This window comes from Prosthecobacter sp., assembly GCF_044222345.1.
Taxonomy (GTDB): Bacteria; Verrucomicrobiota; Verrucomicrobiia; order Verrucomicrobiales; family Verrucomicrobiaceae; genus Prosthecobacter.
The window spans coordinates 134,900-148,382 of the sequence record NZ_JBGANL010000002.1; the positions used below are offsets into that span (position 1 = coordinate 134,900).

Here is a 13,483-nt window from a genome sequence, read left to right on the forward strand (position 1 = left end):
GCTGAGTTACACGGTGATGAGGCGGTTGCGGGCGGTGATGGGCCAGCGTTCGGTGGTTTTGAAGCCGTCGATGACGTAGGCTTCGCCGTGCATGGAGACGGTGGGGCAGACGTGGCGGGGGATGCCGTGGAGGGCCTGACCAATGGTGAATTCGTGGGCGCGCTCGGTTTCGAGGACGAGGTGCTCCTCACTCTGCATGATGGCGACGGCGTCTGGCAGTTCCTCGAAGCGGACGCGGGGATGAGGGTTCTCCGGAGCGACGGATTTGTGGCCGAGGTCGAGGGTGATGCGGTTTTTTCCGGGCTTGCTGATGACGCGGGTGAGGAGCACGGCGGCGGGCTGGAAGGGGAGATCGGCGGGGTATTTATCGCCATAGCCAAAGTCCCAGAGTACGGTGGTGCCGGGGCTGAGAGTGCGGTCTGGATAGGTGGCGTGAATGCCGAAGGTGGGGGAGCCGCCGGCGACGAGGTCCTTCACAATGATGCCTTCGCCCTGGAGGCGGCAGCGGAACTGGAGGACGGACTCGAAGGCGGCGTCACAGCGCTCGCGGCGGACGTCGAGGCTGTCGTCGTGAATGTGGCCGTCGTAGGCGTGGATGCCGCAGAACTGGAGGCGGGGGGTGTCCTTCAGGACATGAGCGAGCATGGCGGCCTCATCGCCAGGGACGATGCCGGTGCGGCCCATGCCGCAGTCGATTTCGAGATAGACGCCCAGGGTGACGTTGTGCTGCTGGGCGGCGGAGGCGAGGAAGGCGATGGTTTCCTCGGCATCGGCGATGCTGGAGAACTGGGTGTCCGGGAACTTGACCGCAAGATCGGCGAGGCGATGGGCATTGATGCCGACGCAGGGCATGGCCACGAGGACGTCGGTGGCGCCGACGGCGGCGCACATCTCGGCCTCGGCGATGGTGGAGGCCTTGAAGCGGGTGATGCCCAGCCGGATCTGCATGGCGATGATCTCGGCGGTCTTGTGAGTCTTCACATGAGGCCGCAGGCGTTTGGGATCGCCGGCGATCTTGAGCATGAGGGCCAGATTGTGCTCGATGCGCTTGCGATAGAACAAGAGCGAGGGCGATGGGATGTCAGCTTCGTTTTCGACGTGGAACCAGGCGGGTTGCATAGGTGGGCACACCGTGGCGAGGACGTAGGGCGCGGTCAAATGCGGGCGTAAAGGGAATCGTGCTTGGTTCAAGGCGGCGGAGAGCGTGGCCGGCGCGTGGGGAGGAGATTGCAAACTGGGAACTGAAAACTGAGAATTTTAAACTGGCCGGAAGTGTGGTCACCCATGAGCACTGAGCGGTTTAGGATCCTGTGAGCGGAGGGCAAGAGCAGGGAAAGCTTCGCGTAGCCATGCTGATCCTGGATGTGCAGGGGGCATGAAATGCGGGGTTCGGCACGTGGCGGAGAGCTGCGGAATAAATTCCGAGCTCCGAGACCGACGTTTCAAAGCGAATACCCGGGCTCTTGAAGCAGCCCTAGGTTCATCTCGCGGAGCGAGATGGCTGCTTTAGGTGTTCTTCGGAATCCAGTCGCCTTCGCGGTAGTCGAGAGGCTTCTCCTTGTCCATATCGTGCTCGAGCTTGACGGGCTGGAAGCCACTGCAGCCAGGGAGCATCAACAAAAGGGCGGCGAGAAGAAACAGGGACGGTTTCATGACACGGAAGATGCGCGGCCCACCTGAAGGAGCAAGCTAACAAATCGGGGGGATGAAAAGGCTTCATGCAGGGGGCGCAGTGAGGGCTTGACCGGGCAGCCACACGCCGTCAGCATCGGGGCACCATGACTCGAGCCTCCATCGCCTTTGCCTTTGCCGCACTCACCACCACCGCCATCGCCGGGGAGAACTTCCTCGTGTACTTTGGCACCAGCACCAATGCGAAGAACGGGAGCAAGGGGGTGTATGTGTCCCGGTTTAACACGGCGACCGGAGAACTGACGGAGCCGCAACTGGCAGCGGAGGCTGGCAACCCGGGCTTTCTGGCGATCCATCCTTCGAAAAAATTTCTCTATGCCTGCGGGGATGTGATGAAAGCCGATGGCAAGAAGGCGGGGGGGATCAGTGCGTTTGGGATCGACTCAAAAAGCGGCAAGCTGACGCTGATCAACCAGGCTGCGACGGCGGGAGCGGGCCCATGCCATGTGAGCGTGGACAAGACGGGAAAGATGGCGACGATCGCGAACTACGGCAGCGGGAGCATCGGCTCCTTTGCGATCAAGGAGGACGGCTCGGTCTCTCCGGAAGTGAGTTTTTTCCAGCATGAGGGCTCAGGGGCTGATCCGAAGCGTCAGGCGGGACCGCATGCACACTCGGTGAATTTCAGCCCGGACAACCGCTATGCCTTCGCCTGCGACCTGGGCCTGGACAAGGTGCTGATCTACAAGGTGGACCCGGCCAGCGGGAAGCTGACACCGAATGACCCGCCCTTTGCAAAAACACCGGCTGGCGGCGGGCCGCGCCACCTGGCGTTTCACCCGAGCGGAAAGTTTGTGTTTGTGAACAACGAGATGGGGATGTCTGAGACGGTGTTTGCCTATGATGCCGAAAAGGGTGCGCTGACCGAGGTGGAAACCGTTTCCACGCTGCCGGAAGCAGACCGGGGCAAGAAGGGCCTCAGCACGGCGGAGTCGGTGGCGCATCCGAACGGGCGCGTGGTGTATGTTTCCAACCGGACGCATGACACGATCGCCGTGTTTGCCTGTGATCCTGCCAACGGGAAGCTGACGCTGCTGCAGAATGTGCCCGTGGAAGGCAAGATCCCCCGGAACATCTGCCTGGACCCGACGGGGAAGTGGCTGATCGCCGCACATCAGGACAGCGCCACGGCGGCGCTTTTCAAAGTGGATCAGGACAGCGGCAAACTGACTTTCACCGGCACGAAGGTGAACGTCCCGGGCAGCATCTGCGTGCGGTTCCTTGCGCTTGATTAACCCGCCGCAGCCTTTACTCTCATACCCCCCCAAAAACCAGACTATGACCCAGCTCGATCAGCTCAAGCAGCACACCGTGGTAGTGGCCGACACCGGCGACTTCGAAGCCATGAAGGCCTACAAGCCTCAGGACGCCACGACCAACCCTTCCCTCATCCTCCAGGCTTCGCAGAAGGCTGAGTACAAGTCGCTGTTCGACAAGGCTGTGGCTGATGGCAAATCCGGCGGCGTGGACGCTGTGATGGACAACCTGGTGGTGGCCTTTGGTCTTGAGATTCTCAAAATTGTCCCCGGTCGTGTTTCGACGGAAGTGGACGCACGCCTGTCGTTCGACACGCAGGGCAACATCGACAAGGCGCGTCATTTGATCAGCATGTATGAAAAGGCCGGCATCGGCCGCGAGCGCATCCTGATCAAGATCGCCTCCACGTGGGAAGGCATCAAAGCCGCCGAAGTGCTGCAGAAGGAAGGCATCAACTGCAACCTGACGCTGCTTTTCAGCCTCGCGCAGGCCGTGGTTTGCGCCGAAGGCGGCATCAAGCTGATCTCCCCTTTCGTGGGCCGCATCCTTGACTGGCACAAGAAGAGCACGGGCAAGGACTTCGCACCGACGGAAGATCCGGGCGTGCAGTCTGTGACGCAGATCTACAACTACTACAAGCATTTCGGCTACAAGACCGAGGTGATGGGGGCGAGCTTCCGCAACAAGGGTGAGATCACCGAGCTGACCGGCTGCGACCTGCTGACCATCAGCCCGGGTCTGCTGGGCGAACTGGCTGCGAGCGAAGACGCCATCACGCCGAAGCTGAACGCCGCGAACGCGAAGTCCCTGAAGATCGAGAAGATCGGCAGCGACGAGAAGACCTTCCGCTGGTTGTTCAACGAAGACGCCATGGCGACTGAAAAGACCGCTGAAGGCATTCGCAACTTCGCGAAGGACATCGTGAAACTGGAAACGATGGTGGCTTCGGCTTTGGGCTGAGACTGAGCCGAAAGAAGGGAAAGAGGAGAAAAAATCGGAGAGGAAGTTCTCTGATTTTTTCCCTTTTTGATTTCTTCGGCGTATCCCATTTCATTATGCTGACCAAGCGCATCATCCCCTGTCTGGACGTGAAGGAAGGACGTGTCGTGAAAGGCACGAAGTTCCTGCAACTGCGTGATGCCGGCGATCCGGTGGAGTGCGCGCAGGTGTACAATGCGCAGGGGGCGGACGAGCTGGTGTTTCTGGACATCACCGCGAGCCATGAGGAGCGCAAGACGATGGTGGATGTGGTGGCACGCACGGCGGCGAGCTGCTTCATGCCGCTGACCGTGGGTGGTGGCATCCGCACCGTGGCGGACATGCGCGAGATGCTGCTGGCGGGTGCGGACAAGGTGGGGATCAACACGGCGGCGGTGAAGACGCCGCAGGTGATTGATGAGGCGGCCAATGCGTTTGGCTGCCAGTGCCTGGTGGTGGCGATTGATGCGAAGCGCAATGCGCGTGGATCGTGGACGGTTTACACGCACGGTGGCCGCAATGCGACGGAGCTGGACGCCGTGGAATGGGCTGCGGAAGTGTGTCGACGCGGTGCGGGTGAGATTTTGCTGACGAGCATGGACTCGGATGGGACGAAGGCGGGCTATGACATCGCGCTGACGAAGGCGGTGAGCGAGGCGGTGACGATCCCGGTGATCGCCAGCGGTGGCGCGGGGAATCTGGACCACATGGTGGATGTCTTGAGAGATGGGAAAGCGGATGCGGTGCTGGCGGCGAGCATTTTCCACTTTGGGGAGTACACGGTGGGCGATGTGAAGAAGTATCTGGGCGCGCGTGGGGTGCCGGTGAGGGTGTAGTTGGCGGCTCTTGCGCGCTGACAAAGGTGGACTACATTCGCGCTCATGAGTCTCAAGGATTTTCCTGATCTCGCACGCCTGCCGAAAGGCCAGCGCATGAAACTTGCCGACGAACTTTGGCAGTCCAGCGTGGATGACAGCACTAAAGTTCCCGTCTGGCACCAGGAAACGCTGGATCAACGCTGGAGTGACTATCGCAGCGGCAAAGTAAAACGCATCTCTCTCAAAGAGCTCGAACGTCGTCTCGCCAAGCGGTGAAGAGTCAGCCCGTTGAGTTTCTGGATTCGGTGGAGCATGATCTCCGCTATGCCCGCGATTTTTATGATTCGTGGAAAAACGAAGGAGCGGAGGATTTTCAAGAACGCTTCCGTGAGTGTGTCTCTTGGATCGAGTGGAACCCAGTCATGTTCCCGCGGCAGTACCGAGTCTTTCGCCGCGCCATCATCCGAAGATCTTACTTTGCCATCTACTACGTGATTGAGCCGCAAGTAACCACCGTCGTTGCTGTGCTTGACATGAGGCGTGAGCCTCAATCAATTCAAGACCTTCTCAAAGGAAGGAAGCCGTGATTCTGTGCTTGGAATTCTGCCATGCGTCCGTGTAGGCTGCGGGCATGACTCCATCCACACTTTCCCGCCGCCAGTTCGGAACTCTTGCCAGTGTCAGTGCCATCGCGGCGATGCTGCGGACGCAGATTGAAGCGGCTGACAAGGCTGCGGGTGGCATGGGGAAAGTGAAACACTCGGTGTGCAAGTGGTGCTACAAGCAGATCCCGCTGGAGGATTTCTGTGTGGCGGCGAAGGAGATCGGGCTGGAGTCGGTGGAGCTGCTGAATCCGGAGGATTTTGCGACGGTGAAAAAACACGGGCTGCACTGCGCGATGGTGAGCTATCCGACGATCGAAGCACCCGGCGGCGTGAAGCTGGGGCCGATCCCGAAGGGATGGAACCGCGTGGAGCATCATGACCTGCTGGTGCAGGCCTACGAGCCGCTGCTGAAGACGAGCGCGGAGGCGGGATTCAAGCAGGTGATCTGTTTCAGCGGAAACCGCGACGGGATGGATGAGGCGCAGGGCCTGGAGAACTGCGCGAAGGGCCTGTCACGGCTGATGCCGCTGTGTGAGAAGCTCGGCGTCACGCTGGTGATGGAGCTCCTCAACAGCAAGGTGAACCACCCGGACTACATGTGCGACCACAGCGCGTGGGGCGTGGCCCTCTGCAAGAAGATCGGCTCGCCGCACTTCAAGCTGCTCTACGACATCTACCACATGCAGATCATGGAGGGCGATGTGATCGCCACGATCCAGCGGGATCATGAGTACTTTGCGCACTATCACACCGGCGGTGTGCCGGGACGGGCGGAGATTGATGAGACGCAGGAGCTGAACTATCCGGCGATCATCAAGGCGATCCAGGCGACGGGATACACGGGCTATCTGGGGCAGGAGTTTATTCCGAAACGTGCGGACAAGCTGGCCTCGCTGAAGCAGGGGGTGAAGATCTGCACGGTGGCGTAGTGTGCGCATGCTGCGCAGCCCTATGGTCAGCGAACTGCATCAGGAAAAGACATGCTTCATCATCTGTCCTTCGCCGTCACGGACATTGCGCGCTCCGGTGCCTTCTATGATGCCGTGCTGGCACCGCTGGGGTATGGGCGGGTGTGGGAGGATGAGACGTTTGTGGGGTATGGTGCGGAGGCGGGGAAGGATGTGTTTGCGCTGAAGCTTCGTCCGCAAAATGCATGCGTTCCGGGGGATGGGTTTCATGTGGCCTTTGCCGCGCCAACGCGGGAGGCGGTGAATGCGTTTTACGAGGCTGCGCTGGCGCAGGGTGGCACGGACAACGGCGGTGTGGGACTGCACCCGGAATATGGGCTGGATTACTTTGCTGCGTTTGTGATGGATCCGGATGGGTATCGGATCGAGGCGGTGATCGTGGGGGCTGCGTTATGATTCAGGACGATCATCTGGCTCTTCTCTGCCAGCCTTATGGGCTGCAACCCGGCGAGCTGCAGTTTGTGAGAAGCAACCAGAACCATGTGTATCTATGCCGACGTGAGGACAGGAGGTGTATCCTGCGCATCTCCAAAAGAAGGCACCGGAGCTGCGCCCAAGTGGAGGCCGAGCTGGCCTGGATCGAATTTCTCGCGACGCAGGGCGTCCGCGTGTGCAGGCCGATCCCGGCTCTGAATGGCGAAACGTGCGGGGTTCTGAGCGCCGAGGGCACAGCATATATAGTGACGTGCTTTGAACATGCGCCCGGTCGCAAGATCATGCCGTCTGACATCGCGCCGCCGATCTATGAGAAGCTTGGCGGGGTGCTGGCAGAGCTGCACCGCCACACGCTGCACCTGCCTGCAGATCATGCAGCGCAGGCGCGACCTCATTGGCATGAGTCACGACTGCTGCGACAGGATGTGGCGGAGCTGCGAGAGCGGCTACCGCCGGCCTTTGTGAAAAGCCTCGCGGAGCTGATGGGGAGGCTGCGAGAGCTGCCGGTGACTCCGCAGACCTACGGGCTCGTGCATGCTGACGCCTGCCTGGGAAACTGCTTTTTGGATGATGACCAACTGTGGGTCTTTGACTTCGACAACTGCGAGCACGGGCACTTTGTGCAGGATTTTGCGACCATCCTGTATGACTCGATCTACTGCAGGGTGCTCAACGAGTTTGCGGATGAGGGAATGAATGACCGCATCACGCCGCTGTGGGCGGGGCTATGGAGAGGCTATGCAAAGGCCGGCCCGCTGGCAGCCGTGGACGCATTCCAGCTCAAGAACTTCTTCCTTTTGCGTGAAGCGGTGATCTACATCCACTACCATCGAACCCTGGATGTGCCTGCTTTAAGCGAGTCGTTCAAAGCAGGACTGGAGGTGATGCGGAGAAATGTGGAGGAGCAGTCTCATCAGGTGGACTTCGAGAGACTGGCAGCGCTGAGCTGCACGGTCAGCTGAGCCTCGCCGCAGGACCTCAGGGCACGATCTTGACCGGCGTGCCCACGGAGGAATGATGGAAGAAGATCTCGGCCATGCGCTGCGGCAGGCGGATGCAGCCGTGGGAGGCGGGATAGCCGGGCAGGTAGCCCTCATGCATGCCGATGGCGCCGGTGATGCGCATGAAGCAGGGCATGCGCGCCGCGTCAAACAAGGCACCCGGAGGACGAGGGTCTTTGCGCACATCGATCTCGCGTTTCAAGACGGTGCCGTCGCGGCTGACGTAGTCGCCAAACAGGGAGGAGGCGTGGTCCCTGTCCTTCTCAATGACGGAGAAACTGCCCGCCCTGGTGGCCATGCCCTCGCGGCCGGAGGAAATGGGTGAGACACCGGCCAGCTTGCCGCCTTTGTAAAAGTAGATCTTCTGCTCGCTCAGGCGGATGATCATGCTCGGAGAGCCGGACATGGTGTCGCCGTGCCACTCGCCTTCGTCATGCCTGGGGGTTTGCAGTTGCGAAGTCTTGTTTACCCGGGAGGCACGTGGTCTGTTGTAAACCGGGACTTTTTCAATCCAGAAGGCGCCCGTGCCGGGAATCGGATGGCGTACTTCGATTTCATTTGAGCAAGACATCAGGCTGACAGACACCAGCAGCAGCACGCAGCATACGGCACCACGACGCAAGCGATGTTCATGAGATGGTGAGTTCACCCTGCCGGGTAAACACAGCCACCCTCTACGCGCAACCGTTTTCACGGAGCTGCCGGCTACTTTGCGTCCACTGGCACCAGTTTCTCCAGCTCCTCCGTGGCTTTTTCCCATTCCGTGGTGAATTTGGGGATCTTGGTTTCGACGGCTTCGAGTTCGGCGCTGAGGACGCGGAACTGGGCGGCATCGGCATAGGTGGCTTCTTCTTGAAGCATCTGGACGATCTCGTGCTTGCGCTTGTCAAGGGTGGCGAGCTCCTGCTCGATTTTGAAGATGCGGAGGTCGAGCTCTTTCTTGGCCTTGCTGTAGGCATTGCGGGCGTCGGCTTCGGCGCGGCGCTGCTGCTTGCTTTTCGGCGGCTCTTTCGCCTTGGGTGCGCTGTTGTAGCTGGTGGGCTGGGCGTTGTGCAGGGTGGCGGTGAGGGCCTCGCGGGCGGAGCCGGCCCTGGACTTGTCGAGGTAGTACTGGTAGTCGCCGGCGTAGGGGGTGATGACGCCAGCGCTGACGTGGAGGACGTGCTTGGCCATCTGACGGATGAAGTGCACGTCATGGCTGATGAAGACGAGGGTGCCTTCGTATTGATCGAGCGCGCCGATGAGGGCGTCGATGCTGCCCATGTCGAGATGGGTGGTGGGCTCGTCCATGAGGAGGAAGTTCGGCGGATCGAGCAGGAGGCGGACGAGGACGAGGCGGGATTTTTCACCACCGCTGAGAACGCCGACGGGCTTGAAGACGTCGTCGCCGTGGAAAAGGAAGGAGCCGAGGAGCGTGCGGCACATGTTTTCACCGGGGCGGCTGGGGAGGTCCATGGCGGACTGCAGCACGGTGTGCTTCATGTTGAGCACATCGCCACGGTACTGGGCGAAGTAGCCGAGCTTGACGTTGTGACCGAGCTCGTAGGTGCCGGACTGGGGCTTGAGTGCTCCGGCGAGGAGTTTGAGCAGGGTGGATTTGCCGGCGCCGTTGGGCCCGACGAGGACGGTGCGCTGGCCGCGCTCGACCTCGAGATCGAGGCCGGTGTAAACGGGGGTCTCGCCGTAAGCGAAATCGACATCCTTCACACGGATGACGCGCTGGCCGCTGCGGGGTGGCTGCGGGAAGCGGAACTTGACGGTCTTGGCATCGGCGACGGGGGCATCAACTTTTTCGATGCGGTCGATCATCTTGGCTTTGTCCTGCGCGCGGGAGGCGAAGTTGGCCTTGGCTTTGAACTTGTCCACCCAGGCCTGCATCTTGGCGAGCTCGCGCTGCTGGTTGTCGTAGGCGCCCTGGAGCTGCTCCATGCGGGCGGCTTTTTCGCGGGTGTAGTCGTCGTAGTTGCCGGTGTAGCGGGTGATCTTGCTGTGGGCGACTTCGAGGATGCTGTCGCACAGGGCATTGAGGAATTCGCGGTCATGCGAAATCATGAGGATGGCGCCCGGGTAGCTCTGAAGGTAGTTTTGGAACCAGATGAGGGATTCGAGATCGAGATGGTTCGTCGGTTCGTCGAGCAGGAGGAGATCGGGCTCCTGGACGAGGAGCCGGGCAAGGTGGGCACGCATGACCCAGCCACCGCTGAGGGTGCGGGCATTGCGCTCGAAGTCGGACTCACGGAAGGCAAGGCCGCTGAGGATGCGCTTGGCCTTGGGCTCGATCTCCCAGCGTTGATGCTCTTCCAAGTGACCGGTGGCGAGCTCCAGTACGGTGACATCTTCAATGGGGGCGCTTTCCTGCGGCAGGAAGCCGAAGGTGATGCCGCGCTCCATGACGACCTGGCCGTCGTCCGGGACGGTGTCGCGCAGCAGGAGAGAGAAGAGCGTGGATTTGCCGGCGCCATTGGGGCCGATCAGGCCGATTTTTTCGCCACGGTTGATGTGAAACGACACCTGGCTGAACAAAGTGCGGCCGGCGTAGGTTTTGCTGACATTGGAAACAGAGAGCATGAGGGAAAGGGGGCGGGTATAGTGGCGGTGATTTGGGCGGTGTCGAGTGGGGGATGTCGGCCCAGAACGCGTCCAGTATAAGAGCGTCTATTTTGAGGTGTTATAAATGCTACTCAGAGTGTGTCGCCTCATGGTCATCATGGACCTAGCTCTGATGCATGGCCAAATCCACCTTGCGGCAAATACTGGCCGACAACCTTCGCCGCCATAGGGCGAGAGCCGGCATATCTCAAGATGAGTTTGCGATTCACTGCGGAGTGCATCGCACCTATGTGGGTTCCGTCGAACGTTGTGAGCGCAATGTCACGCTGGGCACCCTGGAGATGTTCGCGCAAGCCATCGAGGTATCTGTGCCACAACTGCTCACCAAAGACGGCATCAAATGAAGACACGGGCCATACGGACACCGGCGAGCTACATTCAAGCCATTCGAGCAAGCGGACTGACGATCTACGATCAGCTGCCGAAGGATTCACCTTTGTTTGTGCCAACTCGTGTGCTGGAAACCATCCTGGATGAAGGGCTGCGAGGATTCAGCGTGGCGGGCATGCCGCTGCGCACACGATCCAAAGCGGTCAAAAGCGAGGTGTGCAAAGCGCTTGGCTATCCGGTGCCTAAATCCTTCCGCAAGTGCAAGCCATATGCACGGTTCGCCGCGCAGAACTTCGACACCTACGTACAGGCATCTGATAATCTACAAATCTGGAATGAGGAGCTGAGTCCGCGCCGACGCTATGTGCTCATCGCCGTTGGCAATGAGGGAACTCTTCAAAAGGTGCGGATTGTCACAGGAGAAACCCTGGCGAAGCTCGATACAACCGGAACGCTGACACAGAAGTATCAGGCGCGATTCGTCGCTTCTGTGAATGCACTGGAGCTTGTTGCTCCAGTGGATACGATGCAGGTTTTTCCGCTGCTCAGCGCAGCACTCACTCTCGTTACTGCAAGCCCGACAGATGATCCGCTGCCGGGGCAAGTACTGCCGATTCAATCAGTGTTTGACCGGCTCTGTCCGCTGGTGGGTAGAAACTTTCCTGATGCGGGACATGATCAGGAACGGAATCGTGGGGCCGCGCTGCACCGTTTGGTTTGTGACGCGCTTGGTTATGCAAGGTACGGAGACAACGGCCAGTTTCCCGATATCCGGCATCAGTTGCTGGAAGTGAAGCTGCAAACCTCACCGACAATTGACCTTGGACTGGTCGCGCCATCAAGCACCGAGCCAGTCGATTTGGATGTCTTGGCGGAGGGCAGTGTGCGTCATTGTGATGTCCGCTACGCCATTTTTGGAGCGCAGACGGACGGAACCGTGGTAACACTCACCCGCCTTGCTTTGTCCACCGGCGAGGCGTTTTTCAAACGTTTCCCACGCTGCGAGGGCCGGGTGCTGAACAAGAAGCTCCAGATACCGCTACCCCGAGACTTTTTCTGGAAGGCCAAACGCTGAATTCACCAAGCCGTCGATACGTTGAGTGAGAGCATCGGCCTCGTCACCAGGTGTCAAATCGTAGATTTGTCGCGCCAGCGAGATGATCTCACGCGAGAGCGGCAGGTCGGGCGATGGCAGCGGGAATTTCTCAACATACTGCGTCATGAAACGACGACGGCCTGAGTACAGCTTGTTGTTGAAGGCGTGATCGTAGTAACTCTCGATGAAGCAGGAGTTGGCCACCGCGAGCGCCAGCCAGAGCAGATCGCTACTGCTATGATCATGTGCTGCCAGCCAGTAGCAATCACCATTGATAATTTCACCATCAAGACTCATCCAAAACGTCGGACGCTCGGAGATGTCGGGAAACACCAGCTTGGGCACCGGCCACAGCGCAGGATTCTGGGGCACCCAGATTTCAAACCACTGCCGACCCGACTCGGTAACATAGGTGCGGGCTTCGAGCGTGGGGCGATGATCTTCCAGATAGCGTGCGGCACGGGGATGTTTGGCGAGATCAATGGCGGCCTTTTTGCCGTCACGGTCTTCGTGTGTGTAGAGAATCTGACGGTCGGCGGGCAGTGCTCTGAACCTCCGGGCAGCATGATGCGTGATGAGCGGACGCAGCACTTCAGACTCAGGCTGCATTTCAGCAGAAAGCACGGTCCAGTCGCTTTTAACAAACACTTTGTCCGCCGTGGTCTTGACCCCAACACGGATCTTTCCCACATCGCCAAAAGTGCAAAAGGTGTGCTTCAAAACAGTGTCCAGCCAAGCGTCGCCACTTGAGGTGGCGATGCGCCATGTGCCGTTGATTTCATTGCCATGATTCAAGTGCCCATGCTGAACGAGAAAAGTGGTGCCGCCAACGGCGACAGTACCGCTGCCATTTGCCAGCGCTTCAAACACATCCCTGGCCTGATGAACAGGCGCGGCGGGGGTCGTATAGATCGAAGTAAACCGCGAGTTCGCAGTCTGCGCTGAGTGCTTTTTGCGCAGCAGGAGAACGACTGGCAGCACTGCTGCTTCAAAGAGTTTGGTGTCGCCAAAGTCCCAAACGTGCAGCACTTCAAACTGGGAGAGGATACGTTCGCGCACCTTGGCACCCGCACGGGTGGTCATGAAGCGGTTCGAGACAATGATGCCCGCAATGCCGCCATCCTTGAGCACATTTGCAATGCCTTCGATGAAAGCAAAACTCAGGTCCACCCGTCCGCTCAAATCAAATTGCTGTGCGAGTTGCTGTGAACGCTCCGCCCCCATCACCTGGGTACGCACGTAAGGCGGATTGGCGATCACGACATCGTAGATGCCTGGTTTCGAAAACAACGAGTCCGCACGATGCTCCAAGGCAATTTCCAGAAAATCCTGCGGTCGAATGTCACTTTCGATACGAGGCAACTCCGCCTCCACTCGAGCTAGAGCATGGCCAACAGCAGTCGCATCCAAGTCAAAGCCGTGCAGAGAGCATGCACGATCCAACGCCTTGCCGATGGCCAGCAGCAACTCACCATCGCCAACGGCCGGATCAAGCACCTCGGGGTGCTGGACAGAGCATAAAGGCACAAGCTGGCGGGCCACAAATTCGGCAAGGCCGGACGGGGTATAATGCGCCCCCTCCTGCTTCTGCGATTTTTTCGTGGCTCTGGCTCCTGCTGGCATCAAGAAGACAGGTTAGTCGTTGAGGCGACGTGTGCAATCAGGCAGTTGTCGTGCATTCCACGGGCTACTT

Annotated in this window: 15 protein-coding genes; 10 read left to right on the top strand and 5 right to left on the bottom strand. The window is 59.6% G+C overall.

Annotation, left to right across the window (positions count from 1 at the left end; all coding sequences use genetic code 11):
- Positions 1-6 precede the first annotated feature (6 nt).
- Both ACILSL_RS02145 and ACILSL_RS02150 read right to left on the bottom strand, forming a co-directional pair.
- A complete protein-coding gene (locus ACILSL_RS02145; protein WP_395730349.1) occupies positions 7-1,119 on the bottom strand; it encodes a D-TA family PLP-dependent enzyme in 1,113 nt (370 codons plus the stop codon).
- A gap of 387 nt (positions 1,120-1,506) precedes the next feature.
- A complete protein-coding gene (locus ACILSL_RS02150; protein WP_395730350.1) occupies positions 1,507-1,653 on the bottom strand; it encodes a hypothetical protein in 147 nt (48 codons plus the stop codon).
- Between the two features lie 125 nt (positions 1,654-1,778).
- On the opposite strand from ACILSL_RS02150, the gene ACILSL_RS02155 reads away from it, so the two are divergent.
- The 8 genes from ACILSL_RS02155 to ACILSL_RS02190 all read left to right on the top strand — a co-directional run bounded on the left by ACILSL_RS02155 (position 1,779) and on the right by ACILSL_RS02190 (position 7,715).
- Entirely contained in the window at positions 1,779-2,927 is a 1,149-nt protein-coding gene (locus tag ACILSL_RS02155) for a lactonase family protein (RefSeq protein ID WP_395730351.1), read from the top strand.
- 43 nt (positions 2,928-2,970) lie between these two features.
- On the top strand, positions 2,971-3,909 hold the full coding sequence (tal, locus tag ACILSL_RS02160) for a transaldolase (protein ID WP_395730352.1): 939 nt from the start codon (positions 2,971-2,973) through the stop codon (positions 3,907-3,909).
- A 95-nt stretch (positions 3,910-4,004) separates the two neighbouring features.
- Positions 4,005-4,763, top strand: a complete 759-nt coding sequence (hisF, locus tag ACILSL_RS02165) for an imidazole glycerol phosphate synthase subunit HisF (protein WP_395730353.1) — start codon at positions 4,005-4,007, stop codon at positions 4,761-4,763.
- Positions 4,764-4,808: 45 nt separating this feature from the next.
- The gene (locus tag ACILSL_RS02170; protein ID WP_395730354.1) at positions 4,809-5,021 is read left to right on the top strand and encodes an addiction module protein; all 213 of its coding nucleotides are present in this window, start codon (positions 4,809-4,811) and stop codon (positions 5,019-5,021) included.
- Positions 5,018-5,332, top strand: a complete 315-nt coding sequence (locus ACILSL_RS02175) for a type II toxin-antitoxin system RelE/ParE family toxin (protein ID WP_395730355.1) — start codon at positions 5,018-5,020, stop codon at positions 5,330-5,332. The genes ACILSL_RS02170 and ACILSL_RS02175 overlap by 4 nt, the downstream gene beginning before the upstream one ends.
- A 44-nt stretch (positions 5,333-5,376) precedes the next feature.
- On the top strand, positions 5,377-6,279 hold the full coding sequence (locus ACILSL_RS02180; protein ID WP_395730356.1) for a hydroxypyruvate isomerase family protein: 903 nt from the start codon (positions 5,377-5,379) through the stop codon (positions 6,277-6,279).
- A gap of 51 nt (positions 6,280-6,330) precedes the next feature.
- Positions 6,331-6,714, top strand: a complete 384-nt coding sequence (locus ACILSL_RS02185; RefSeq protein ID WP_395730357.1) for a VOC family protein — start codon at positions 6,331-6,333, stop codon at positions 6,712-6,714.
- Positions 6,711-7,715 (top strand): phosphotransferase enzyme family protein, encoded by a 1,005-nt coding sequence (locus tag ACILSL_RS02190; protein WP_395730358.1) that lies wholly within the window; start codon positions 6,711-6,713, stop codon positions 7,713-7,715. The genes ACILSL_RS02185 and ACILSL_RS02190 overlap by 4 nt, the downstream gene beginning before the upstream one ends.
- A gap of 16 nt (positions 7,716-7,731) precedes the next feature.
- On the opposite strand, the gene ACILSL_RS02195 is transcribed toward ACILSL_RS02190, so the two are convergent.
- Positions 7,732-8,325, bottom strand: a complete 594-nt coding sequence (locus tag ACILSL_RS02195) for a L,D-transpeptidase family protein (RefSeq protein WP_395730359.1) — start codon at positions 8,323-8,325, stop codon at positions 7,732-7,734.
- Between the two features lie 134 nt (positions 8,326-8,459).
- Positions 8,460-10,322: an ABC-F family ATP-binding cassette domain-containing protein gene (locus ACILSL_RS02200; RefSeq protein WP_395730360.1), complete on the bottom strand. Its 1,863-nt coding sequence runs from the start codon at positions 10,320-10,322 to the stop codon at positions 8,460-8,462.
- Positions 10,323-10,480: 158 nt separating this feature from the next.
- Here ACILSL_RS02200 and ACILSL_RS02205 point away from each other — a divergent pair, with 158 nt between their 5' ends.
- Positions 10,481-10,708 carry a helix-turn-helix domain-containing protein gene (locus tag ACILSL_RS02205; protein ID WP_395730361.1) on the top strand — a complete coding sequence of 76 codons (228 nt, stop codon included), beginning with the start codon at positions 10,481-10,483 and terminating at the stop codon, positions 10,706-10,708.
- Positions 10,705-11,769, top strand: a complete 1,065-nt coding sequence (locus ACILSL_RS02210; protein WP_395730362.1) for a restriction endonuclease — start codon at positions 10,705-10,707, stop codon at positions 11,767-11,769. Before ACILSL_RS02205 ends, ACILSL_RS02210 begins: the two co-directional genes overlap by 4 nt.
- On the opposite strand, the gene ACILSL_RS02215 is transcribed toward ACILSL_RS02210, so the two are convergent.
- Positions 11,734-13,413, bottom strand: coding sequence for an Eco57I restriction-modification methylase domain-containing protein (locus ACILSL_RS02215; RefSeq protein WP_395730363.1), 1,680 nt, complete (start codon positions 13,411-13,413; stop codon positions 11,734-11,736). The two genes, ACILSL_RS02210 and ACILSL_RS02215, sit on opposite strands and share 36 nt — an antisense overlap.
- Between the last annotated feature and the right edge of the window lie 70 nt (positions 13,414-13,483).

Coding starts and splice junctions, on each gene's coding strand:
- ACILSL_RS02145 (WP_395730349.1), bottom strand. CDS start 1,119: ATGCAACCCGCCTGGTTCCACGTCGAAAACGAAGCTGACATCCCATCG.
- ACILSL_RS02150 (WP_395730350.1), bottom strand. CDS start 1,653: ATGAAACCGTCCCTGTTTCTTCTCGCCGCCCTTTTGTTGATGCTCCCT.
- ACILSL_RS02155 (WP_395730351.1), top strand. CDS start 1,779: ATGACTCGAGCCTCCATCGCCTTTGCCTTTGCCGCACTCACCACCACC.
- tal (WP_395730352.1), top strand. CDS start 2,971: ATGACCCAGCTCGATCAGCTCAAGCAGCACACCGTGGTAGTGGCCGAC.
- hisF (WP_395730353.1), top strand. CDS start 4,005: ATGCTGACCAAGCGCATCATCCCCTGTCTGGACGTGAAGGAAGGACGT.
- ACILSL_RS02170 (WP_395730354.1), top strand. CDS start 4,809: ATGAGTCTCAAGGATTTTCCTGATCTCGCACGCCTGCCGAAAGGCCAG.
- ACILSL_RS02180 (WP_395730356.1), top strand. CDS start 5,377: ATGACTCCATCCACACTTTCCCGCCGCCAGTTCGGAACTCTTGCCAGT.
- ACILSL_RS02185 (WP_395730357.1), top strand. CDS start 6,331: ATGCTTCATCATCTGTCCTTCGCCGTCACGGACATTGCGCGCTCCGGT.
- ACILSL_RS02190 (WP_395730358.1), top strand. CDS start 6,711: ATGATTCAGGACGATCATCTGGCTCTTCTCTGCCAGCCTTATGGGCTG.
- ACILSL_RS02195 (WP_395730359.1), bottom strand. CDS start 8,325: ATGTCTTGCTCAAATGAAATCGAAGTACGCCATCCGATTCCCGGCACG.
- ACILSL_RS02200 (WP_395730360.1), bottom strand. CDS start 10,322: ATGCTCTCTGTTTCCAATGTCAGCAAAACCTACGCCGGCCGCACTTTG.
- ACILSL_RS02205 (WP_395730361.1), top strand. CDS start 10,481: ATGGCCAAATCCACCTTGCGGCAAATACTGGCCGACAACCTTCGCCGC.
- ACILSL_RS02210 (WP_395730362.1), top strand. CDS start 10,705: ATGAAGACACGGGCCATACGGACACCGGCGAGCTACATTCAAGCCATT.
- ACILSL_RS02215 (WP_395730363.1), bottom strand. CDS start 13,413: ATGCCAGCAGGAGCCAGAGCCACGAAAAAATCGCAGAAGCAGGAGGGG.